The organism is Streptomyces sp. Rer75 (assembly GCF_013414305.1).
Classification (GTDB): domain Bacteria; phylum Actinomycetota; class Actinomycetes; order Streptomycetales; family Streptomycetaceae; genus Streptomyces; species Streptomyces himastatinicus.
This window is the reverse complement of sequence record NZ_CP058693.1, coordinates 9322433-9345906: the sequence shown is the minus strand read 5'-3', so window position 1 is coordinate 9345906 and position 23474 is coordinate 9322433. Positions and strand designations below refer to the sequence as shown.

The following is a 23474-nucleotide window of genomic DNA, read 5'->3' as shown; positions in this document are numbered from 1 at the left end:
TCGGGAGCCCGGCATGATCGGCAAGACACCCCCCACCGTGCGCTATCAGGCGCCCAGGAGCGTGGTGGCCGATGCCCGGGACGCACTCCGGGGTGTGCCCGCGCCCCCGGCCTGGCTGCGCTGGCTGCCGGTCCTGTACGTGGCGGCGATCCTGGCGATCGAGCCGGTGACGCCCGTGCAGTGGCTGGTGAGCTTCCTGCTCATCGCCCTGCCGGTGGTGGCCGCGTTCACGCTCGGCCCGGCCCTGGTCGGCGCCCTCGGCACCGCGCTGGCCGCGCACCGCAACGGTGAGCGGGCCATCATCGGCGACGTCCGGGGAAAGGGGCTCCAGGCGGTCCGTACCGTCGCCGATGTGCTCGGCGGCTTCCGCCGGGCCGCGTACGAACCCGGGGACCTGGGGCAGGTCTGTGCCCGGCTGGAGAGCCGGATGGCGCGGGAGGCCGCGGAGATCCCGGACGACGAGCTGTTCGTGACCGCTGCGCTAATCGAGTACGACCCGCTCGCGCACCGGGTGACGGTGATCAACCACGGGCGCATCGAGCCCGTCCTGATCTCGCGGGGCGAGGTGACGACGCTGAGCGGGCCGCCGAACGACGATGTCGCCGCCCTCGCCATCTCCCCGCACGGGCGCCAGTGAACCGGGCCATGGCCGCGCACCGGTCAGCCGACGGGCATCTCCGCCCAGCGGGTGACGACTCCCCCGTGGCCCGGGTGGGTGCCGTGGCGGGCCGAGAGCGCGGTGACGATGCCGAGCCCGCGCCCGTGTTCATCGGGTTCGGTCTCCTCCGCCGAGCCCGGGCCCCGGGGCGTCGGTCCGCCGTCGGTGACCGCGATGTGCAGGGTGCCGCATCCCTTGGTCTCGCTCCAGCGCAGCCGCAGAACGGCCGGGGGCAGGGCGTGCAGAACCGCGTTGGTGATCAGTTCCGAGACCACCAGCAGCGCGTCCTCCAGGGTGTCGGCGGCCAGCCCCCAGTCGGCCAGCAGCGCATGCGCCCGCCGCCGCACGGTGGCGACGGCCTCGTGGAGATGCGGCACCGGAAAGTGATGATCGACGTAGGTGCCGCCGGTCCACGGGATGGTCAGCTGGTCCGCCATATCTCCTCCTTCCGGATGGTCCGCCGGTCGTGTTCCTCATGTCCTGATACGGACGCTATGGGCGACGACCGACGGGGTCAACGAATCCTGGTCGGCATTACCGAACGTTCCCGTGCGGGGGTGAACACATGCCCGAAGAGCTACGATCACGACATGGCCGGCCCGGTGCAGTCCATCGAGCGTGCGGCGGCAATTCTGCGGCTGCTCGCCCAGGGCTCCGGTCGGCTCGGACTGGGCGAGGTGGCCGCCTCACTGGGCCTGGCGAAGGGCACCACCCACGGCATTCTGCGCACCCTCCAGAGCGTCGACTTCGTCGAACAGGACCGGGCCACCGGGAAGTACCAGCTCGGCGCGGCGCTGCTGCACCTGGGGACCAGCTACCTCGACATCAACGAGCTGCGGTCCCGCTCCCTCAACTGGGCCGACGCCCTCGCCGCCCGCAGCGGGGAGGCCGTCCGCATCGGGGTGCCGCTGGAGGGCAAGGTGCTCATCGTCCACCATGTCTTCCGACCCGACGACACCTTCCAGACCCTGGACGTCGGCTCGCTGCTGCCGCTGCACGCCAGCGCCCTGGGCAAGGTCCTGCTGGCGTTCGGGGCGACGCCGGTGGAACCGGTCATGGAGGCGGAGCCGGAGACCTACACGCGGCACACGCTGGCCTCCCCGCAGGCGCTGAACCAGGCGCTGGGCGAGATCCGGGAGGCCGGATGGGCGTCCGCGGTCCAGGAAACCGTCATGGGTGAGGCGGACATCGCGGCACCGATACGCGGCCAGGGCGGCCTGGTCGTGGGCGCCGTCGGGGTGTCCGGCACCGTGGAACGCATCTGCGACGGCAAGGGCCGCCCCCAGCCGTCACTGGTCGGACTGACCCGGGACGCCGCACGGGCCATCTCCCGGGACCTCGGCGCGGCCCGCTGGTGACCCCATGTCCCGCCCGTACCCGCTGACCTGCTCGTACCCGCCCGAAGGCAGGCAAAGGCCATGGTTGAACGCTATGTGATGTCCATCGACCAGGGCACCATGTCCACCCGGTGCATCCTCTTCGACCACCAGGGGCGGCTGGCGTCCGTCGCCCAGCGGGAACACCGGCAGCACTACGCCAAGCCCGGCTGGGTGGAGCACGACCCCGCCGAGATCTGGTCCAATCTGCGGCGCGTGGTGCCCCGGGCGCTGCGCGACGCGGGCGCGGGCCCCGAGCAGATCGCGGCGATCGGCATCGCCAATCAGCGCGAGACCACGGTGGTGTGGGACCGCCGTACGGGCCATCCCGTGGGCAACGCGATCATCTGGCAGGACACCCGCACCGACGCGCTCGTCCAGGAGCTGCGGCGCAGCACCGGTGACGACTTCTTCCTCGACCGCTGCGGGCTCTCCCCCGCCACCTACTTCTCCGCGCCCCGCATCCGCTGGCTGTTCGACCACGTCGAGGGGTTGCGGGAGCGCGCGGAGCGCGGCGAGGTGCTGTTCGGCACGATGGAGAGCTGGCTGATCTGGAACCTCACCGGCGGGCCGTCCGGGGGGCTGCACATCACCGACGTCACCAACGCCAGCCGCACCATGCTCATGAACATCCGCACCCTCACCTGGGACGACGAGCTGCTGACGTACTTCGGGGTGCCGCGGGCGATGCTGCCCGACATCCGCCCCTCCGCCGAGGGCTACGGCGTGGCGCGGGCGGTGCTGCCGGGCGTGCGGATCGGCGCCGCCCTCGGCGACCAGCAGGCGGCGCTGTTCGGGCAGACGTGCTTCGCGCCCGGCGAGGCCAAGTGCACCTATGGCACCGGCAGCTTCCTGCTGCTCAACACCGGCACCAGCCTCGTCCGTTCCCGGCACGGGCTGCTCACCACCGTGGGCTACAAGGTCGGCGACGAGCCGCCCGTCTACGCCCTGGAGGGGCCGATCGCCGTCACCGGCTCGCTGGTGCAGTGGTTCCGCGACCGGCTGGGCCTCATCCACAGCGCGCCCGAGATCGAGACCCTGGCCCGCAGCGTCGAGGACAACGGCGGCTGCTACATCGTGCCCGCCTTCTCGGGCCTGTTCGCCCCGCACTGGCGCAGCGACGCGCGCGGCGTCATCGTCGGGCTCACCTCGTACATCACCAAGGGCCATCTCGCCCGCGCGGTGCTGGAGGCCACCGGCTGGCAGACCCGCGAGGTCGTCGACGCCATGAACGCCGACTCGCCCGAGCCGCTGAAGGCGCTGAAGGTCGACGGCGGGATGACGGCCAACAATCTGCTGATGCAGTTCCTGGCCGATGTGCTCGACGTGCCGGTGGTGCGGCCCATGGTCTCGGAGACGGTGTCGCTGGGTGCCGCGTACGCCGCGGGGCTGGCCGTCGGCTACTGGCCGGACCTGGAGGGGCTGCGCCGCAACTGGCACCGGGCCGGGCAGTGGTTGCCCTCGATGGATCCGGGGCGGCGGCAGGCGGAGTACGAGAACTGGCAGCGGGCGGTGGAGCTGTCGTTCGGCTGGATCAGATGAGGGTGCTCGAGGGCTGCTCGGTGACTGCTCAGGGGCGGCGCGCCCAGGCGGAGATCATGGGGGCGGTGGCCAGGTCGAGGCGTCCGGTGGCGACGTGTCCCAGGTGCTGGTCGATCTCCTCGTCGGTGGCCAGGCCCGCGGCCACCAGCCGGGCGCGGATCTGCCGCACGGTGGCGGCCTCCAGGACCGTGCAGGCCGGGGAGGCCACGGGGAAGTACGCGTCGGCGCACACGTCGTCCAGCCCGGCCTCGCGCAGCAGCCGGGGCAGGGTGCGCCCGTACGAGAGGTCCGCGCCGCGCTGCGCCATCAGCTCGCGGAAACCGGACCGCAGCCGGTTGGCGAGGCGCTGTTCGGGACCGGACTCGTCCGGGCACAGCAGCGGCTGGAGCCCCGGATCGGCGTCCTCCAGCAGCAGCCAGCCGCCGGGCCGCAGCGCCTGGACCATCCGGCGCAGGGCCTCCGCCCGGTCGGGGACGTGCACCAGGACGAGGCGGGCGTGCACCAGGTCGAAGGGGCCGGGCGGCGGCGGGTCGACGGCCACGTCGTGACGCAGCACCTCGATCACCCCGTCGGGACCGGTGGCCGTGGTGCGCGTCCAGGACACGTCGATGTCGGTGGCGATCACCTGCCCGGTGGGCCCGACCCGTTCCGCCAGCCCCTCGGGGACGGACGGGCCGCCGGCGCCGACCTCCCAGCAGCGCATGCCCGGGCCGATGCCGAGCCGGTCGACGTGGCGGAAGGTGCTCGGGTCGAACAGCTCGGCCAGGGCACCGAACCGGATGCCCGCCTCGGTCTGCCGGTTGTCCAGCAGATAGCCCTGATCCTCGTCGAGACTGCCCGCCCCGCCGTCTGCGCTGTCCATGCCACCGATCATGGCAGACGCCTCGTCACCTGCTGTACAGCACCCGGGTGGCCGTGGTGAAACGGGCGAGGGCGTCCGGCAGCGGGGCGATGCCGATACCGGGCGTCGTGGGCACGGGCAGATGGCCGTCCTCCAGGACGAACGGCTCGGTGATGTCCTCGGCGAAGTACCGCTTGGAGGCGGAGGTGTCGCCGGGCAGGGTGAATCCGGGGAGGGCGGCGAGGGCCAGGTTGGGGGCGCGGCCGATGCCGGTCTCCAGCATGCCGCCGCACCACACCGGGACGCCGTGGGCGGTGGCGATGTCATGGATGCGGCGGGCCTCCGTATAGCCGCCGACCCGGGCGGGTTTGACGTTGATGACCCGGCAGGCGTCCATGGCGATCGCGGAGGCGGCGTCGCTCGCGGTGTGGATGGACTCGTCCAGACAGACCGGGGTGGTGAGCCGCCGCTGGAGCCGGGCGTGGGCGTGGAGGTTGTTCTCCGCCAGCGGCTCCTCGATGAGGAGCAGGTCGAAGGCATCCAGTTTCCGCAGGTGGGGCGCGTCGGCGAGGGTGTACGCGGTGTTGGCGTCGACCTGGAGGGGCAGTGCGTCGCCGAACCGTTCGCGTACGGCGCGCACGGGCTCCACGTCCCAGCCCGGCTCGATCTTGAGCTTGATGCGGACGTACCCCTCGTCCAGGTACTTCCCGACGTCGTCGAGAAGCTCGGGGAGGGAGTCCTTGATGCCGACGGAGACGCCCGCGGGCACCCGGTCGCGGACCGAGCCGAGGAAGGTGGCGATCGGCATGCCGTAGGCGCGGAGTTCGGCGTCCAGCAGGGCCGTCTCCAGGGCGGCCTTGGCGAGTTCGTGCCCCTTGACGGCGGCCATGGCGGGGGCGAGGGCCGCCGTCGTCGGCTCGGGGAGGGCGGCGACGCGGGGCAGCAGGAAGTCCCGGATCACGCTCTCGGCACCGGCGACGAATTCGGAGCAGTACAGCGGCTCCGGGTCGGCGGCGAACTCGGACCAGCCCTCGGCCTCGTCCGTGACGACGCGCAGCAGGAAGGTGTCCTTGCTGGTCATCGTTCCGAAGGAGGTGCGGAAGGGGGTGACGAGCGGAAGGGCGACATGGAGCAGTTCGACGCGTTGGAGCCTCATGAGCGCGGTTCCTCACGGGGGTTCGGGGTGAGCAGGTACCAGCCGTCGCGGGACATCGACGTCGCGCGCAGCCCCTCGGCGTACGCGTCGGTGAACACCTCCCGTACGGCGTGCCGCCAGCGCAGCGCCCGGGCGGGGTCGGCGGCGCGCAGCGCGACGATGTCCTCGGGGATCCGGCACCACAGCCGCCGGTCGTCGCGTACGGCGAGCGGGCCGCCGTCCGGGGCGCGGCGGATCTCCGCGGCGGCCGCCCGGGCCGTCTCGTCTGCGGTCTCGTCGGCGGCACCGGCGCTGTGCGGCGCCTCGGCGTCGAGGGTCCAGGCGGCGGTGAGGCGGTCGCTCTCGTCGCCGTCGTTCACCCCGTCGTTCATCGGCCCGTACAGGTCGACCAGGTACTCGGCCCCGACGGCGCCCAGCTTGACCAGGTTGAACCGGGCGTTGCGGCCCACCAGCGGGTCGAACGTCCAGCGCATGGTGCGGGCGCCGCGCTCCAGCGCCCAGACCCGCTGGGCCTGCTTCAGCGCGAAGCCGACCCCGCGGTCGGATGCGGTGGCCGCCGCCACGAACGAGTACGCGCATCCGTCGGCGGGCGGCCCGAAGACCGCGACCGCCGCCCCCGCGAGCCGCTCGCCGCGCGGCCCGGCGCCGTACGCGGCGTGCACCGCGCCGCCCGCGTGCACGAGGCTGTGCAGCACCTCGCTGGGATAGGGCGGATTGGTGTGCGGCAGCTGCCACACGTCGGCGAGGAAGTCGGCCACCGCCCGGATACCGGCCACATCGTCCACGGTGCGGACGCCGACCCCGGCGGTGTGGGCGGCGGCGGACGCGAGCGCACCGGCGTCCCTCGTCACTGCTGGTGTCATGGCACCGAGTCTCCCGGGCCACACCCCGGCCCCTCTTGTCCAGGCGCACAAAGACGTCCTAGGGTCCTGTGACGATCGGCCAATGGCCACAGGAAGGCCCGGACACCGCACCCATGGACGCCCGCACGCTCGGGGACCTCCTCGCCGTTCTCGGCGAACCCACCCTGCGCCCCCTCACCGCCACCCCGGCCGGTCTCACCGCGCCCGTCACCGAGGTGCTCCTGTACGACGCCCACGCGCCGCTGCCGTCCCGGGCGCCCGGCGCGCTGCTGCTGGCCGTCGGGGTGCGGGCGGAGGCCGCCGGGCCACTGGTGCGGGAGGCGGCCGCCGCCGGTATGGCCGGGGTCGTGGTGCGCGGCGCGGCCGGGCCGGTCGCCGAGGCGGAGGAGTGCGGTACGGCCCTGCTCACCGTGGACGAGGACGCCGCCTGGCACCACGTCCATCTGCTGCTCGCCCAGGCCATCGGGGCGCGGCCGTCCCCGGCGGGCGACGGGGCCGCGCTCGGGGATCTGTTCTCGCTGGCGGGCGCGGTGGCCGCGGCGGTGGGCGGGGCGACCGTCATCGAGGATCCGCGGCAGAGCGTCCTCGCGTACTCCACCGTGCCCGGGCAGCCGGTCGACGAGGCCAGGCGGCAGGGCATCCTCGGCCGTCAGGTGCCGGACAGCCCGGAGAACACCGAGCAATACCGGGTGCTGTTCGCCGCCCCGAGCCCGGTCCGGCTCGCCGCCCTCGGCGAGGGCGAGCTGCCGCGGCTGGCCGTCGCCGTCCGGGCGGGCGGCGAGACCCTCGGCTCCCTGTGGGTCGTGGACGACGGGACGCTCGCCCCCGACGCCGAGACCCAGCTCGCCCAGGGCGCCTCCACCGCCGCGCTGCTTCTGCTGCGGGCGCGGGCGGCGGCCGAGCTGTCCCGGCATCTGACCGGTGATCTGCTGCGACGGCTGCTGGACGGCACCGCGGAACCCGCCACCGCCGCCCAGCGCCTGGGCCTCACCTCGGGCACCCCGCTGCGGGTGGCCGCGTTCGCACTGGATCCGACGGCGTCCGCGCCGGATGGCGAACAGGCCGCGCTGCGGCTGCTGGACCTCGTACGGCTCCAGTGCGAGGCCCGCTACGGGCGGCAGGCGTGCGTCCTGGTCGACGGGGTGGTGTACGCGCTGCTGCCGGTGACCGGGGAGCGGGGCGGGCCCGCCGGGGAGCGGCAGTGGCGGCTCGCGGAGGACATCGTGCGGCGCGCCGGGCAGGCGCTGCGGGTGCCGGTGCGGGCCGGGCTCGGCGAGGTGGTGCCGGACCCGGCGGAGATACCCGGCTCGCGGGAGGACGCCGATCTGGTGCTGCGGGTGCTCGGGCCGGACGAGCCGGTCGCGGCCGTGTACGAGGTGCGGGCCCGGGCCGTCCTGTTCCGGCTCGCCGGGCTCCTCGGCGAGCGGCGCGAGCTGGCCGCGGGGGCGTGGCGGGACGTCCTCGCGTACGACGCCGACCACGGTACGGACTACGCCCGCACCCTGGTGTGCTGGCTGGACGCGGGCTGCGACATGGCACGGGCGGCGAAGTGGCTCGCCGTGCACCCCAACACCTGCCGCTACCGGCTCCGCCAGGTGCGGTCCCAGCTGGGCATCGACCTGGACGACCCGGACGAGCGGCTGGTGCTGTGGCTTCAGCTGCGTACGCTCGCGGGCCTGCGCGGGGCCGAGGCGACGTAGGGTCGGCCAAAGCGACGTAGGGTCGGCCGGAGCGACGTAGGGTCAGCGGCCGCCGAGCCAGTCCGCGAGCCGCGTCTCGCACGCGCGCAGCTGGGCGAGGGGGACGTACTCGCCCGGGGTGTGGGCCAGGGACGGGTCGCCCGGGCCGTAGTTGAGGGCCGGGGTGCCGAGCGCGGTGAAGCGGGCGACATCGGTCCAGCCCAGCTTGGGGCGGGGCACCGCGCCCAGCGCGGCGACGAACGAGGCGGCGGCGGGGCGGTCGAGGCCGGGGAGGGCGCCGGGGGTGACCTCGGTGATCTCCACCTCGTACTCGGGGAAGAGGTCCCGTACGTACGCTTCGGCCCGCTCGGGCGAACGGCTGGGCGCGAAGCGCAGATTGACCGTGATCACGCAGCTGTCGGGGACGACGTTCTCGGCCACCCCCGCGCGCACGGCGACGGCGCTGAGCCCCTCGCGGTACTCCAGGCCGTCGATGACGACGCGCTCGGCGGTGTGGTCGTCCAGGCGCTTCAGGACGGCGGCGGCGCGGTGGGCGGCGTTGACGCCCTGCCAGGCGCGGGCGGTGTGCGCGCGGGCGCCGCGCACGGTGATGTCGGCCATCAGCATGCCCTGGCAGCCCGCCTCGACCCCGGCGTCGGAGGGTTCCATGAGGATCGCGAGGTCGGCGTGGAGGAGTTCGGGGTGCTCGGTGGCGATCTGGGCGAGGCCGTTGCGGTCGCCGGAGACCTCTTCGCAGGCGTAGAAGACGTAACTCACGTCATGGACCGGGGCGGTGAGCGTGGCCGCGAGCCGCAGCGCCACCGCGACGCCGCCCTTCATGTCGCAGGCGCCGAGCCCGTGGAGCCGCTCCGGGTCGAGGCGGGCGGGCAGGTTTCCGGCGGCCGGGACGGTGTCCAGATGGCCCGCGACGATCACGCGCCGGTCGCGGCCCAGCCCGGTGCGGGCCACCACGGAGTCGCCGATCCGCTCGACCGTCAGGTGCGGCATGGCGCGCAGCGCGGTCTCGACGGCGTCGGCGAGCGCGGCTTCCTCGCCGCTCTCGGACGGGATGTCGACCAGGGCGCGGGTGAGCGCGACGACATCGGCGGCCACATCGAGGGCGGTTTCGGGGGTGGTCGCGGGGGTGGCCCCGGAGGTGGTCGCGGGGGTGGTCATTTCGCGGTCTCCTGAACGGTCTTCTCGGGGGTGGGGGTCCGGCCCAGCGCGGAGTGGCGGACGCCGTAGAGCCCGTAGACCGCGAGCCCCGCCGCCATCCAGGCGCCGAACGCGATCCAGGTGTCGGCGCCGAGCCCGTACATGACGTACACACAGGCGGCCACTCCGAGCAGCGGCGTCACCGGCGCGAAGGGCACCCGGAAGCCGCGGGGCGCCTCCGGGCTGCGCCGCCGCAGGATCAGCACCGCCAGGTTGACCAGGGCGAACGCAAAGAGGGTGCCGATGCTGGTGGCATCCGCGAGGGCGCCGAGCGGAATGAGCGCGGCGAGGACCGTGACGAAGGCGGTGACGATGACGGTGCCCGCGCGCGGCACCCCGGTCCGCGGATGGACGGTGGAGAAGAGCGGGGGCACGAGGCCGTCGCGGGACATCGCGAAGAGGATGCGGATCTGCCCGTACTGCACGGTCAGCACGACGCTGGTGGTGGCGATGACCGCGCCGATGGACAGCAGCACGGGCCACAGGTCGCCGCCGCCGACCGAGCGCACCAGCACCTGGCTCAGCGTGGCCTCGGTGCCCGCGAACCGCTGCCAGGGCATCGCTCCGACCGCCGCCAGCGCGACCGCGCAGTACAGGGCGGTGACCAGGGCGAGCGAGAGGATGATGGCGCGCGGCAGATCGCGCTGCGGGTTCTTCGCCTCCTCCCCGGCCGTGGACGCGGCGTCGAAGCCGATGTACGAGAAGAACAGCGAGGCGGCGCCCGCGGTCATCCCGGCGGTGCCGAGCGGGAACAGCGGGCGGAAGTTCCCGGCGTGGAAGGCGGTGAAGGCGACCGCGCAGAACATCACCAGCACGACGACCTTCACGGTCACCATGACGGCGTTGGCGACCGCGCTCTCCCGTGCCCCGCGCAGCAGCACCACCATCGCGAGGACGACGATCACGGCGGCGGGCACGTTGAGCACCCCGCCGTCGCCGGGCGGGGCGGCGAGCGTATCGGGCAGCGTCCAGCCGATCGTGAGCTGGAGCAGTTCGTTGACGTACTGGCCCCAGCCGACCGCGACCGCGGCCACCGACACGCCGTACTCCAGGATCAGACACCAGCCGCAGACCCAGGCCACCAGCTCGCCGAGGGTGGCGTAGGCGTAGCTGTACGAGGATCCGGCGCCCGGGATCATGCCCGCCAGCTCGGCGTACGACAGCGCCGAGAACAGCGCGGTGACCCCGGCGAGCACGAAGGAGACCACCACCGCCGGACCGGCCTCGGGCACCGCCTCGCCCAGCACCACGAAGATCCCGGTGCCGAGGGTGGCGCCCACGCTGAGCAGCGTGAGCTGGCTCAGCCCCATGGTGCGCCGCAGCGGGCCGCCGCTCGCGTCGGCGACCAGCCCCGCCACGCTCCGGCGTCTCGTCAGCTTGTTCTCACCGTGCACCGACCCGCTCCTTCCGCTGCCGCATGGCCCCTGATGATCCGGCAGCGGGGCGGCGCGGGGATGCGCGCATCGGCCAAGATGCCCCGGGCCGGTTTGCACGATCGGCCAAGCACGACCCGCGGTACGCGGTGGCCGGAGATGATCCGCCCTGGCCGGGGCCGCTGTGAGTCCGGACACAGGATCACCGGCCCCTCCGAAGCGCTGTGGCGAACCGCGGACGGCACCGCGAAAACAGGCCCCCACCAGGCATGTTGTACGAGGGACGAGGGCAGACGGGGCGGCGGGCCGCCGGGGCGCGCGGCCACCGCCCGGGGCCGCACGCGTCCCGTGCGGCCGGGGACTCCTGTTAACGCTGGGTAAACTGCCTGCTCGGCGTTATGCGGCGTCGGTTCGGTTGGGGGGCGGAACAGGCCCGTCCGGCCATCGGCGGCCGCGAATTCGGGTCGGCCGCTGGAGAGCCGCGCCGAGTGTTCGCCCTCGCGGCAGTCATCTGCCGCGAGCGGGTGTTCGGGACCCGGCTCAGTGTGGAGCCGGAATGGCGGAGGCCGATGGTCCGGTGGTCCGGACGGTGTCGCCGAACTCTCGGTCCACCGACTCCGGAGAGGCCGGATGACTGTCGTAGACGACCCCCAGACACTGATCGCCCCGCTGCCCGCACCCGCCGCGGAGCCCGTGGCGCCGCCCGCCCTCTTCCCGGGGCGCGGCACCCATGCCGAGCGCACCCTCATGGACGTCCTCGGCGAGACGGCCCGCCGCCACCCGAACGCCCCCGCCGTCGACGACGGCCGGTCCGCGCTGAGCTACCGGGCGCTGCTGGCCGAGGTGGAGCGGGTGCGGCGGCGGCTGGCCGGGGCGGGCGTCGGCGTCGGCGACCGGGTCGGCATCCGCGTCCCGTCCGGGACCGCCGACCTGTACGTCGGGATCCTCGCCGTGCTGGCCGCCGGCGCGGCCTATGTGCCGGTGGACGCGGAGGACCCGGACGAGCGGGCCGAACTGGTCTTCTCCGAGGCCGGGGTGAGCGTCGTACTCGGCACCGGGCTGGAGATGACACTGCGCGCCGAGCCGCACGGCGCCCCCGGCCGCCCGGGGCCGGGCGACGACGCGTGGATCATCTTCACCTCCGGGTCGACCGGCAAGCCCAAGGGCGTCGCCGTCACCCATCGCAGCGCGGCCGCGTTCGTGGACGCCGAGGCCGGGCTGTTCCTGGCCGACGAGCCGATGGGCCCGGGCGACCGGGTGCTGGCCGGTCTCTCGGTGGCCTTCGACGCGTCCTGCGAGGAGATGTGGCTCGCGTGGCGCAGCGGGGCCTGTCTGGTGCCCGCGCCCCGGTCGCTGGTGCGCACCGGTGTCGACCTCGGGCCCTGGCTGGTCGAGCAGGAGATCACCGTGGTCTCCACGGTGCCCACGCTGGCGGCGCTGTGGCCGGTGGAGGCGCTGGACGACGTACGGCTGCTGATCTTCGGCGGCGAGGCGTGCCCGCCGGAGCTGGCCGAGCGGATGGCGGTCGAGGACCGTGAGGTGTGGAACACCTACGGTCCGACCGAGGCCACCGTCGTGGCGTGCGCCGCGCAGCTGACGGGCGAGGGCCCGGTGCGGATCGGGCTGCCGCTCGACGGCTGGGAGCTGGCGGTCGTGGACTCCCGGGGCGAGGTCGTGCCCCTGGGCGAGGTCGGCGAGCTGGTGATCGGCGGGGTCGGTCTCGCCCGCTATCTCGACCCGGCGAAGGACGCAGAGAAGTACGCCCCGCTGCCGTCGCTGGGCTGGGAGCGGGCGTACCGCAGCGGTGACCTGGTGCGCGCCGAGGAGGAGGGGCTGCTGTTCGTCGGCCGGGCCGACGAACAGGTCAAGCTGGGCGGCCGCCGCATCGAGCTGGGCGAGGTGGACGCCGCGCTCCAGGCGCTGCCGGGCGTGGCGGGCGCCGCGGCCGCGGTGCGCACGACGAAGGCGGGCCACCAGCTGCTGGTGGGGTACGTCGTGCCCGAAGAAGGGGGCGAGGAGGGCGGCTTCGACCAGGCGGACGCGCTGGACCGGCTGCGGGCGGTGCTGCCCGCCGCGCTGGTGCCGCTGCTCGCGGTCGTGGGCACGCTGCCCACCCGTACCTCCGGCAAGGTGGACCGGGCCGCGCTGCCCTGGCCGCTGCCGGGGGTCGGCACGGCCGGATCGGCGGACGGGCTGACCGAAACCGAGAGCTGGCTTGCCGAGCTGTGGGGCGAGGTGCTGGGCACCCCGGCGAGCGGTCCGGATGCCTCCTTCTTCGCGGCGGGCGGCGGCAGCCTCGCCGCCGCCCAGCTCGTCTCGCGGATCCGGGACCGCTACCCCAGCGGGTCGGTCAGCGACATCTACCAGAACCCGCGGCTGGACGCGCTCGCCCGGACGCTGGACGCGAGGGACGGCGAGGCGACGGCCCCGCGCACCGTACGGCCCGTACCCCGGCGCACCGGCCTCGCGCAGACGCTGCTGATGCTGCCGCTGCTGACGGTCGCGGGGCTGCGCTGGGGCGTGGCCGCGGCCGCCGTCCTCAATGCGCTGCACCTCGTCGGTTCCGCGCCCTGGGCGCCCACCGTGTCCTGGTGGTGGATCGCGCTCGGCTGGCTGCTGTGCGTATCGCCGCCGGGCCGGATCGCGATCGCGGCGGGCGGTGCGCGGCTGCTGCTGCGGGGTCTGAAGCCGGGGACGTACCCGCGGGGCGGCGGCGTCCATCTGCGGCTGTGGACGGCCGAGCGGCTGGCCGAACTGAGCGGTGCCACCGGGCTGTCGGGCAGCTGGCTCACCCACTACGCCAGGGCGCTGGGCGTGCGGGTCGGCTCGGACGTCGATCTGCACGCCCTGCCGCCGGTGACCGGGATGCTCAAGCTCGGCAAGGGCAGCGCGGTCGAGCCCGAGGTCGATCTGTCCGGCCACTGGCTGGACGGCGACCGGCTGCGGATCGGCCGCATCCGGATCGGCGCGGGCGCCACGGTCGGCGCGCGCAGCACGCTCTTCCCCGGCGCCCGGATCGGCAAGCGCGCCGAGATCGCCCCGGGGTCCGGGGTGACGGGTGCGGTGCCCGCGGGGCGCCGCTGGGCGGGCGTACCGGCCGCCAAGTCCGGCAAGGCGGCGCAGCACCGGCCCGAGGACCGGCCGCCGCGCACCCGCCGCTGGGCGGTGGTGTACGGGCTCACCTCGCTGGGGCTGTCCCTGCTGCCCGCGCTGGCGCTGCTGCCCGCGCTCGCCGTCCTCGCGCTGTTCGTCCGGGGCACCCGCGACGCGGGGACGGCGCTGCTCCACGCGCTGGCCGCCGTGCCGCTGGCGACCGTGGCGGGGATGGTCTGCTACGCGCTGCTCATCCTGGCCGGGGTGCGGACGCTCGGCACCGGCCTGCGCGCGGGCCACCACCCGGTGCACGGGCGGATCGCCTGGCAGGCGTGGGCCACCGAGCGGCTGATGGACGTGGCGCGGGTGCATCTGTTCCCGCTGTACGCCAGCCTGTTCACCCCGGTGTGGCTGCGGGCGCTCGGGATGAAGGTCGGCCGCGGGGTCGAGGCGTCCACCGTGCTGGCGCTGCCGTCGATGACGAGCGTCGGCGACGGCGCGTTCCTCGCCGACGACACCATGGTCGCGTCGTACGAACTGGGTGGCGGGCGGCTGCGGATCGCCGAGTCACGGGTCGGCAAGATGGCGTTCCTCGGCAACTCCGGTATGGCCGCGGGCGGCAGCTCGGTCCCCAAGCGCGGTCTGGTCGGTGTGCTGTCCGCCGCGCCCAAGGGCGCCAAGGCGGGCAGCTCGTGGCTGGGGATGCCGCCGATGCGGCTGCCGCGGGCGGCCGAGGAGGGCGACCAGAGCCGTACGTACCGCCCGGCGCGGCGGCTGAAGTGGGCGCGCGGCGCCGTCGAACTGTGCCGGATCGTGCCGGTGATGGGCGGTGCGGCGCTCGCGGTGCTGGTGCTGGCCGCGTTCGCGGCGGTCGCCGCGCGGTGGGGGTTCCCGGCGGCCCTCGCGGGCGGCGGGGTGCTGCTGGGTGCGGGCGGTGTGGTGGCGTGCGCCGTGGCGGTGGTGGCCAAGTGGCTGCTGGTGGGCCGGTTCAGGGCGGCCGAACGGCCGCTGTGGAGCTCGTTCGTGTGGCGTACCGAGCTGGCGGACACGTTCGTGGAGGTGCTGGCCGTACCGTGGCTGGCCGGGGCCGTGTCCGGGACGCCGCTGATGAACTGGTGGCTGCGGGGGCTCGGCGCGCGCATCGGGCGCGGGGCCTGGTGCGAGACGTACTGGCTGCCGGAGGCCGATCTGGTACGGATCGGCGCCGGGGCGAGCGTGAACCGGGGGTGCGTGGTGCAGACCCATCTGTTCCACGACCGGATCATGCGCATGGACGAGGTGGTGCTGGAGGAGGGCGCCACCCTGGGCCCGCACGGCATCGTGCTGCCGGGCGCCACGGTCGGCGCGTGTGCCACGGTCGGTCCGGCGTCGCTGGTGATGCGCGGCGAGACCCTGCCCGCGGGCACCCGCTGGCTCGGCAACCCGATCGCGGCGTGGCAGCCGGAGAAGGAGCGGGACATGCGGAAGACGGAGGACACGGCGAAGTGAGCAGGGGCAGGGGCAAGGGCGGCCGGGCGCAGGCCGCGCCCGGCGGCTCGGTCGGGGCGGACCGGTCCGGGGACTCGTATCTGCCCGGGCACGGCAACGGCGGCTACCGGGTGACCCATTACGACCTGGAGCTGACGTGCCGTCCGAGCACGGGGCGGATCTCGGGCCGGGCCCGGATCTCGGCGGTCGCCGAGCCGGACGCGGTCGCCGAGCCGGGCGCGGCGGGCTCGGCGGGCGAGCCGCTGTCCGGGTTCAGCCTGGACCTCGGCGCGTTCCGGGTGGACGCGGTGCTGGTCGACGGTGCCCGCGCGGCCCGCTACACCCACCGGGCCGACAAGCTGCGCATCCGCCCGGCGCGCCCGCTGCCCGCCGGGGCGCCGTTCACGGTCGAGGTGCGGTACGTCGGGGTGCCGCGGCCGGTGAAGACCCGGCACTGGGGCGACCTGGGCTGGGAGCAGCTGGAGGACGGGGCGCTGGTGGCGGGCCAGCCGATCGGCGCGCCGTCCTGGTTCCCGTGCAACGACCACCCGGCCGAGAAGGCGTCGTACCGGGTCGCGGTGACCGCGCCGTCGCCGTACACGGTGGTCGCCGCGGGCACGCTGGAGTCGCGTACCTCCGGCGGCTCCACCACGACCTGGGTGTACGAACATCCGGCGCCGATGTCCACGTATCTCGCCACCGTCCAGATCGGCCTGTACGACCGGGTCGAGCTGACCGACGCCGCGGTGAGCGCGGTGCCCCAGCGGGCGGCCGTGCCGCCGCGGCTGCGTGACCGCTTCGACCACGACTTCGCCCGCCAGCCCCGGATGATGGCCGCCTTCGAGGACCTCTTCGGCCCGTATCCGTTCGACGAGTACGCGGTGGTGGTGACGGACGACGAGCTGGAGGTGCCGGTCGAGGCGCAGACGCTGTCCGTCTTCGGCTCGAACCATGTCGACGGACGGCGCGGCTGTGAGCGGCTGGTGGCCCATGAGCTGGCCCACCAGTGGTTCGGCAACAGCCTGAGCCTCGCCGACTGGCGGCACATCTGGCTGAACGAGGGGTTCGCCAAGTACGCCGAGTGGCTGTGGTCGGAGGTTTCCGGCGGTGCCCCGGCCGCCGTCCACGCCGCTCGGTTCAGGGCGGCGCTGGCGGATCAGCCGCAGGATCTGCTGGTCGCGGACCCGGGCATGCCGCGGATGTTCGACGACCGGGTCTACCAGCGGGGCGCCCTGACGCTGCACGCGCTGCGTACGGTCCTCGGGGACGACGCCTTCTTCGCGGTGCTGCGGGAGTGGACGGCCACCCACCGCCACGCCACCGTCACCACCGAGGAGTTCACGGCCCTGGCGCAGCGCCACACGGCACAGCCCCTGGACGCGCTGTTCACCGCCTGGCTCCACACCCCCCGGCTGCCGGAACTTCCCGGCGGCATCGGGCCGGTGTGAGCCGCCCGTTTCGCGTACGGACTCCGTTCGTTTCAACTCGCGGCTCCCGCAGGCCACTTCATTCCCACCGGACGGCCTGATACTGGTCTCAACGCCGGACCCTTGGAGGAGCCATGCCCGCACCTCTGTTCAGCCGCCGTCACGGGATGCGCGCCGCGGCCGCCGCGGCCCTCGCGCTCCCGCTCGCCACCCAGCCGGAGGCCCGCGCCGATACCACCGGGGACGGCTCGGCCGTCCCCGTGGACGGCTCACAGCTGCACGCCATGACCTTCAACCTGCGCTACGCCAGCGACATCGCGCCCAACTCCTGGCCGCAGCGGCGCCCCGTCATGCGTGAGCTGCTGCGCCGGGCCGAACCCCATCTGCTGGGCACCCAGGAGGGGCTGTACGGCCAGCTGCGCGACATCGCCGCCGATCTCGGCCCGCACTACGACTGGCTCGGCACCGGGCGGGCGGGGGGCAGCCGCGACGAGTTCATGGCCGTCTTCTACGACACCAGACGGCTGGAGCCGCTGGAGTACGACCACTTCTGGCTGTCCGACACCCCGTCTGTGATCGGCTCCAACACCTGGGGCGGCGCCGTGGTGCGCATGGTCACCTGGGTGCGCTTCCAGGACCGGGCCACCGACCGGCAGTTCTACGCCCTCAACACCCATCTCGACCACATCAGCCAGTACGCCCGGGAGCGCGCCGCCGGGCTGATCAACGCCCGGCTCGCCGGGCTGAACCCGGCCCTCCCCCGCATCGTCACCGGCGACTTCAACGTGGCCGCCCACGGCAATCCGGTCTACGACACCCTGCTGAAGGGCGGCTCGCTGGCCGACGCGTGGGACGCCGCCGACCGGCGCAGCAAGCTGTACGCGACCTTCCACGGCTACAAGCCGCTGGTCCCCGACGGCGACCGCATCGACTGGATCCTCACCTCGCCGGGCGTCCGGACCCGCTACGCCGCGGTCGACACCTACTCCCGGGACGGCCAGTTCCCCAGCGACCACCTGCCGGTGCACGCCGTGCTGGAGCTGTAGGCGCTGGTGCTGTAGGCCACGCCCCCTTGGGCGAGCCCGCCGCCGGACCCGCGACGGGCTCGCCCAGGAGCCGTCAGGCGCCCTCCCGCAAGAACAGTTCCACGACCGGCACCGCGACATCGGGCCGGACCACCGGCAGCGACAGGGTCAGGGTCCCCGGGGGCTGACCGCCGAGCGTGGTGTTCTGGGCCGTGGCCGACGGGTCGATCTCGCGGTAGTGGATCTCGGACGCGTCGTGCAGGAACTGCGCGTACTCGACCTTGCCCGCCAGGCCGGGGAGGTGGACATGGGTGAAGGGCCAGGAGAAGAGGTGGAGGTAGAGGCGTTTCCCGCGCTGGGTGTAGCGGGCGTCGACCGGGGCGCGGTGGGCGGAGGGCCCGGCGCCGTAGATCGAGCGTGCGTGGCGGGACATCCACTCCCCGATGCCCTCCAGCGTGGTGACGGCGACCGGGTCCAGCTCGCCGCGCCCGGTGGGGCCGACGTTCAGCAGCATGTTGCCGTTCTTCGAGACGCCGTCGATGAGCATCCGGAGCAGGAGTTCGACGCTCTTGACGTTGAGGTTGTCGCGGTCGTAGCCCCAGCTGCCGTTGAGGGTCTGGCACGCCTCCCACACCACCGGCTCGCCGTCGACCTCCATGGGCTTGTCGGGCTGGTACTGCTCCGGCGTGACGAGGTCGCCGGGGATTTCGAGCCGGTCGTTGACGATGATCTCGGGCTGGAGGCGGCGGGTGAGGGCGAGGAGTTCCTCGGAGCCCCACTCGTCGGCACCCTTGGCGTTGAACACCTCGCTGTGCCGGCCCCGCTTGTACGAGAAGTCGTAGAACAGGTAGTCGATCTGGCCGTAGTGGGTCAGCAGCTCCTCCACCTGGCCGTGCAGGTACGCGCGGTAGCGGGCGATGTCGCGGCCCTCGTTGAGCCGCTCGATCTCCTCCGGCGGGTCGTCGCGGCGCGGGTGGAGGCCGTCGATGACGAAGTCGGGGTGGTGCCAGTCGATGAGCGAGTGGTAGAAGCCGACGCGGAGTCCCTCGGCGCGTACGGCCTCGACGAACTCGGCGACGAGGTCCTTGCCGATCGGCGTCTTCGTCGAGGTGTAGTCCGTCAGCTTCGAGTCCCACAGGCAGAAGCCGTCGTGGTGCTTGGTGGTGAGCACCATGTACTTCATTCCGGCCTGCTTGGCGGCCCGGGCCCAGGCGCGGGGGTCGTAGAGGTCCGGTTCGAAGTGGCGGAAGTAGCGGTCGTAGTCCTCGTCCGTGATCCGCTCGCGGTTCTTCACCCACTCGTGGCGGGCGGGAAGTGCGTAGAGCCCCCAGTGGATGAACATGCCGAATCGGTCGTGGGTGAACCAGGGAGGGATGGACATCGAAGCGGATTCCTTTCCGAAAACTGGGGATCAACGGCCGCCGAGGCCGCTGGTGACGATGCCGCGGACGAGGTGCTTCTGAAGGAGTATCAGGAGGATCACGGTCGGCAGCATGGAAATCACCGATGCCGCCATGACGAGGCTCCACTGGGTCCCCTGCTGGCCGAAGAACGCCTGGAGACCGAGGGGGATGGTCGCGCGGGCGTTCACGTCATTGACGACGACCAGGGGCCACAGGAAGGAGTTCCAGTAGCTGATGAACGTGAAGACGGCCAGCACGGCGAGGGTCGGGCGGGCCAGCGGCAGCATCACGGCGATGAAGGTCCGCACCGTGCCCGCCCCGTCGGCGCGGGCGGCGTCGTCGAGCTCCTGCGGCACGGTCAGGAAGAACTGCCGGAGCAGGAAGGCGCCCAGCGCGGTGAACGCCCACGGGATGATGAGCGCCTGGAAGGTGTCCACCCATCCGAAGTTCTGCATCATCACGTACATCGGGATGATGAGAACGTCCTGCGGGATCATCAGCGTCGCCAGGAAGAGGATGAAGACGACGTTCCTGCCGCGCCAGCGAAGGCGGGAGAAGGCGTATCCGCTGAACGCCGCGACCATGACGTTGATGGCGGTGCCGACGGCGGCGACGAACACACCGTTCAGGATGAACCGCTGGAACGGCAGATAGCTGAAGACGTCCGCGTAGTTCTGCCAGCGGAACTCCGAGCCCCAGAGCGTCGGCGGCGTGGTGAAGGTGTCCGCCTCGGGCTTGAGGCTGGTGGCCACCATGTAGATGAGCGGCGACATGAACGCCAGCGCGATCAGGCACAGGATCGCGTAGCCGATGGCCTGCCGTGTCCGCGAAGCGGCCTTCATCGGCCGCGTGTCGCTACTCATAGTGCACCCAACGCTTCTGGCCGAGGAACTGGACCGCCGTGATGCCGAGAATGATCACAAAGAGCACCCAGGCGCCCGCCGAGGCGAGCCCGAGCTGCTGGGTCTGGAAGCCGGTGTTGTAGATGTACTGCACGAGCGTCTCGGTCTCCGTCCCCGGGCCGCCCTTGGTCAGCAGGAACGGCTGGGTGAACACCTGGAACGAGGTGATGAGCGTCATCATCGTCGCGAAGAAGATCGACGGGGAAATGGCCGGGAATTTGATGCGCCAGAAGACCTGCCACGCGCTCGCGCCGTCGATCTGCGCGGCCTCGAGCTGGTTCTCCGGCACCGCGTCGAGTGCGGCGGAGAAGATCAGCATGTTGTAGCCGAAACCCGCCCAGACGCTCATCGCGACCACCGCGAACATGGCCCAGGTGCCGTCCGCGAGGAAATTGGGCGCGTTCAATCCGATCGTCGACTGCATCGTCGCGTCGATGAAGCCATCGGGCTGGTAGAGCATCCGCCACACGACGACGTTCGCCACGAGCGGCGTGATCGTCGGAATGAAGAACAGCACCCGGAACACGTGCCGGTGCCGGATCCGCGGCGTCAGCCAGGCCGCGAGCCCGAGCGAGACCACGAGGTTCAGCGGCACATAGAGGACCACGTACTCGACGGTGTTCCGCGCCACGATCCAGAACGTCTGGTCCGAGAAGAGCTTGCGGTAGTTGTCGAGGCCGGTCCAGGAGTGCTCGCCGAGCATCGGCCAGTTCATGAAGCTCACGATGAGGGAGGCGACGATCGGGATCACCGTGAAGATCGCCAGCCCGAGCGAGTGGGGAGTGGCGAACACGGCGCCCCACCACGAGCGCCGCCCGATCTGCCGCCCTCCCGACCGCTCCCCGGGCGCCCGTCCCGCCTTCTTGTGTTTCGGTCCCTCCCGTGCCGCGACCACCACGTCGGCGGCACCCGTACCAGTCACCGGCGGCACCGCCGACGCCGCCCCGGGAGGAACAACGGACATCGACGCGGGCGGTGGCTGGGACACCGATTCCGTCATTTCCTGACCTCTCTCGCTCCCTGTGGCCGGGAGGTGCCGACGGTTCCCGATGCGGCGGGGACCCGCACCGGACGGCACCTCCCGGTCGACCGGCTCACTTCTGGAGCTGTCCCGCGATCGACTTCATCGTCTGCGCACCCGACTGCTGACCGTTCACGGCCTGGATCCCGTACTGGAAGAAGAGCTGCTGGAGCTGGTCGCTCTGCTTGTTCCCGGGCAGCGGGGTCGACGCCTTCTGCGCCGCCTTCAGGACGGTCTCGACGCCCGCGATGTTCGCGTTGTCATACCACGCCTGCTGCGCCGCCGTGCGGCCGGGGAACGCACGTCCCTGTTCCGCCAGCCCCTTCAGCACCTTCTGACTGGTCATCGTCTTGACCGCCTGGAAGGCCTGGTCGGGGTACTTGCACTGCTTGGAGACACCGAAGCCGGAGCCCGCCGAGTAGGTGGACGGGGTGGCACCTGCCGTGCCGACGGGGATGGTCGTGATCCCGATGTCGAACTTGGCCTTGCCCTTCCGGTCGAGGAGCGACCAGGGGCCGTCGGGGTACATGGCGACCTTCTTGGCCACGAAGTCGTTGGACGCGGTCGAGGTGTCCGAACTCGCCTGAGTGGCCCAGCCCTTCTTCACGAGCGATCCGAGCCAGTCGAAGCCCTTGGCGAACTTCGGGTCCGACGGGTCGAGCGTGCCGTCTTCCTTGATGACGCGGCCCCCGTTGTAGCCGAGGATCATCGACTCGATGTTCATGTCCCCGATCGCCGAGCCGAGCATCTTCTTCCCCGCGGCCTTGAACTTCGCCGCGGCGGCCTCGAACTCCTTCACGGTCCAGCCCGGCTCGGGCGCCTTCGCACCCACCTGCTTGAAGAGGTCCTTGTTGTAGAACAGCAGCATGGGGCCGGTGTCGTAGGGCAAGGCGTAGATCTTCCCGTCGACCTTCAGGGCGTCGAGCGCGGTGGTGTCGAACTGCGACAGGTCGACACCCTGTTTCTTCGCGAGGGAGTCGAGCGGCAGGAGGACGTCCGTGTAGTTCGCCGCGCGCAGGCTCTGCATGCTGACGATGCACGGGGCGCTGCCCGTGCTCAGCTGGGTGCGGAGCTTGGTGAAGTAGTCCTCGAACGGAGCGCCCTGGATGGTGACCTTCGCGCCACCGGCCGTCTTCACCGAGTCCGCGACCTTCTGCCAGGCCGCCTTGTCGGCCGAGCCGGATATCCACATCGACCAGGTGAGCTTGTCCTTCGACTGGCCCGATGTGCCACCGCCGGAGGAGCATCCCGACAAGGTGAGACCCAGTGCGGCGGCGGCCGCGGTGGCACTCACGAGGACTCGTCTTTTCATAGCAGTGCCCACTTCAATTTGTCGTGCTCACATGGACGTACTCCGGCAGCACGGAATGCGCACGTGCGGATGCTGGAGAGAAGCCGCCGATCGCGGCGGCGGGCGGGGCGTGACGGGATGAGATGGGGAACGTCAGATGCCGGGTAAGGCGTTGATCCGACCCACGGCGACTCCTTCGGCCGGTCCCTGTTACCAGGACGCATCGGCATCAGAACATCCGATGTATTGGGGTGTCAAGGCGTCGTACGGCCCTATTTCCCCAACAATCGTCCCCCCGGCTCGCAGCCATAGTTGGGATGTCTTTTCGCGCCCATCGCGGGCGCTCCGGCGGGCCGGGGGCCGGGTGCCGCGCCCCTTCCGGGCGGCCCGGGCGAGAGCCATCCCAGGCGTGAGCGGAACATCCGATGTGTTGTCGTAGGGGTCAGCCCAGCAGCCGCCGCTCGGTGGCGACGGCGACCGCGCCCGCCCGGGTGTCCACGCCCAGCTTGCCGTAGATCCGCCCCAGGTGGGTCTTCACCGTGGCCTCGCTGATGAACAGGGCGCGGGCGATCTCCCGGTTTCCCAGCCCGCGGGCGAGCTGCTGAAGGATGTCCCGCTCCCGCTCGGAGAGGGTGGGTCGGGGCGTGCGCATCTGGGCCATCAGCCGGTCGGCGACCGGCGCCGACAGCGCGGTGCGCCCGGCCGCCGCGTTCCGTATCGCCGCGAACAGCTCCTCCGGCCGCTCGGCTTTGAGCAGATAGCCGGTGGCGCCCGCCTCGATGGCCCGGGCGATGTCCGCGTCGGTGTCGAACATGGTGAGCACCAGCACCCGCGGGGCCGGTTCCTCCGGTGCCGCCCCGGTGCCGGAGGCCAGGCGGCGGGTGGCTTCCACGCCGTCCATGCCGTCCCCGAGCTGGAGATCCATGAGCACCACATCGGGCCGTAGGCGCGCGGCCATGGCGAGCGCTTCCTCGCCGCTGCCCGCCTCGCCGACCACCTCGATGCCCGCGGTGCTGGCCAGCAGCGCGAGCAGACCGGCGCGCACCACGGCGTGGTCGTCGCACAGCAGCAGCCGGATGGGCGGGGTGGCGTCGGTCGCGGTCATGGTGCGTCGGTCCTCCGTGGGCAGGTGGCGTGGGCGC

Annotated in this window: 18 protein-coding genes; 7 read left to right on the top strand and 11 right to left on the bottom strand. The window is 72.6% G+C overall.

Annotated elements, in window-relative coordinates; translation table 11 throughout:
• Window positions 1-13 precede the first annotated feature (13 nt).
• Window positions 14-637: a SpoIIE family protein phosphatase gene (locus HYQ63_RS39600; protein WP_179938650.1), complete on the top strand. Its 624-nt coding sequence runs from the start codon at window positions 14-16 to the stop codon at window positions 635-637.
• Between the two features lie 23 nt (window positions 638-660).
• On the opposite strand, the gene HYQ63_RS39595 is transcribed toward HYQ63_RS39600, so the two are convergent.
• Window positions 661-1095 (bottom strand): ATP-binding protein, encoded by a 435-nt coding sequence (locus tag HYQ63_RS39595; RefSeq protein WP_179938648.1) that lies wholly within the window; start codon window positions 1093-1095, stop codon window positions 661-663.
• Window positions 1096-1248: 153 nt separating this feature from the next.
• Here HYQ63_RS39595 and HYQ63_RS39590 point away from each other — a divergent pair, with 153 nt between their 5' ends.
• Together HYQ63_RS39590 and glpK are read left to right on the top strand one after the other, a co-directional pair.
• Entirely contained in the window at window positions 1249-2016 is a 768-nt protein-coding gene (locus HYQ63_RS39590) for an IclR family transcriptional regulator (protein ID WP_179938646.1), read from the top strand.
• Window positions 2017-2076: 60 nt separating this feature from the next.
• Window positions 2077-3576, top strand: coding sequence for a glycerol kinase GlpK (glpK, locus tag HYQ63_RS39585; protein ID WP_179938644.1), 1500 nt, complete (start codon window positions 2077-2079; stop codon window positions 3574-3576).
• A gap of 28 nt (window positions 3577-3604) precedes the next feature.
• Here the strand turns inward: glpK and HYQ63_RS39580 are convergent, their stop codons facing one another.
• Genes HYQ63_RS39580 through HYQ63_RS39570 form a run of 3 tightly spaced genes read right to left on the bottom strand, consistent with a single transcriptional unit; the run spans window position 3605 to window position 6436 of the window.
• Window positions 3605-4438, bottom strand: a complete 834-nt coding sequence (locus HYQ63_RS39580; protein WP_179938642.1) for a class I SAM-dependent methyltransferase — start codon at window positions 4436-4438, stop codon at window positions 3605-3607.
• Between the two features lie 25 nt (window positions 4439-4463).
• Window positions 4464-5573 carry an o-succinylbenzoate synthase gene (menC, locus tag HYQ63_RS39575; RefSeq protein ID WP_179938640.1) on the bottom strand — a complete coding sequence of 370 codons (1110 nt, stop codon included), beginning with the start codon at window positions 5571-5573 and terminating at the stop codon, window positions 4464-4466.
• Window positions 5570-6436: a chorismate synthase gene (locus HYQ63_RS39570; RefSeq protein WP_257232456.1), complete on the bottom strand. Its 867-nt coding sequence runs from the start codon at window positions 6434-6436 to the stop codon at window positions 5570-5572. The genes menC and HYQ63_RS39570 overlap by 4 nt, the downstream gene beginning before the upstream one ends.
• Window positions 6437-6549: 113 nt before the next feature.
• Between HYQ63_RS39570 and HYQ63_RS39565 the strand changes: the two genes are divergently transcribed.
• Entirely contained in the window at window positions 6550-8136 is a 1587-nt protein-coding gene (locus tag HYQ63_RS39565) for a CdaR family transcriptional regulator (protein ID WP_179938636.1), read from the top strand.
• A gap of 42 nt (window positions 8137-8178) precedes the next feature.
• Here the strand turns inward: HYQ63_RS39565 and dapE are convergent, their stop codons facing one another.
• Window positions 8179-9291, bottom strand: a complete 1113-nt coding sequence (gene dapE, locus HYQ63_RS39560) for a succinyl-diaminopimelate desuccinylase (RefSeq protein ID WP_179938634.1) — start codon at window positions 9289-9291, stop codon at window positions 8179-8181.
• Window positions 9288-10769, bottom strand: a complete 1482-nt coding sequence (locus HYQ63_RS39555; protein WP_218929684.1) for an amino acid permease — start codon at window positions 10767-10769, stop codon at window positions 9288-9290. The genes dapE and HYQ63_RS39555 overlap by 4 nt, the downstream gene beginning before the upstream one ends.
• A 564-nt stretch (window positions 10770-11333) precedes the next feature.
• On the opposite strand from HYQ63_RS39555, the gene HYQ63_RS39550 reads away from it, so the two are divergent.
• The 3 genes from HYQ63_RS39550 (at window position 11334) to HYQ63_RS39540 (ending at window position 17736) form a co-directional block, all read left to right on the top strand.
• The gene (locus tag HYQ63_RS39550; protein WP_179938630.1) at window positions 11334-15284 is read left to right on the top strand and encodes a Pls/PosA family non-ribosomal peptide synthetase; all 3951 of its coding nucleotides are present in this window, start codon (window positions 11334-11336) and stop codon (window positions 15282-15284) included.
• On the top strand, window positions 15281-16711 hold the full coding sequence (locus HYQ63_RS39545; protein ID WP_179938628.1) for a M1 family metallopeptidase: 1431 nt from the start codon (window positions 15281-15283) through the stop codon (window positions 16709-16711). The genes HYQ63_RS39550 and HYQ63_RS39545 overlap by 4 nt, the downstream gene beginning before the upstream one ends.
• 113 nt (window positions 16712-16824) lie before the next feature.
• Window positions 16825-17736 carry an endonuclease/exonuclease/phosphatase family protein gene (locus tag HYQ63_RS39540; protein ID WP_179938626.1) on the top strand — a complete coding sequence of 304 codons (912 nt, stop codon included), beginning with the start codon at window positions 16825-16827 and terminating at the stop codon, window positions 17734-17736.
• 73 nt (window positions 17737-17809) lie between these two features.
• Here the strand turns inward: HYQ63_RS39540 and HYQ63_RS39535 are convergent, their stop codons facing one another.
• From HYQ63_RS39535 to HYQ63_RS39515, 5 genes are all read right to left on the bottom strand, one after another.
• Complete coding sequence (locus tag HYQ63_RS39535; RefSeq protein WP_179938624.1) at window positions 17810-19096, bottom strand: alpha-L-fucosidase; 1287 nt, start codon at window positions 19094-19096, stop codon at window positions 17810-17812.
• A gap of 30 nt (window positions 19097-19126) precedes the next feature.
• Complete coding sequence (locus tag HYQ63_RS39530) at window positions 19127-19960, bottom strand: carbohydrate ABC transporter permease (RefSeq protein WP_179938622.1); 834 nt, start codon at window positions 19958-19960, stop codon at window positions 19127-19129.
• A gap of 13 nt (window positions 19961-19973) precedes the next feature.
• On the bottom strand, window positions 19974-20942 hold the full coding sequence (locus HYQ63_RS39525; protein ID WP_257232455.1) for a carbohydrate ABC transporter permease: 969 nt from the start codon (window positions 20940-20942) through the stop codon (window positions 19974-19976).
• Window positions 20943-21114: 172 nt separating this feature from the next.
• Window positions 21115-22335, bottom strand: a complete 1221-nt coding sequence (locus HYQ63_RS39520) for a sugar ABC transporter substrate-binding protein (RefSeq protein ID WP_218929618.1) — start codon at window positions 22333-22335, stop codon at window positions 21115-21117.
• Between the two features lie 439 nt (window positions 22336-22774).
• Window positions 22775-23437, bottom strand: coding sequence for a response regulator transcription factor (locus tag HYQ63_RS39515; protein ID WP_179938616.1), 663 nt, complete (start codon window positions 23435-23437; stop codon window positions 22775-22777).
• Window positions 23438-23474 lie beyond the last annotated feature (37 nt).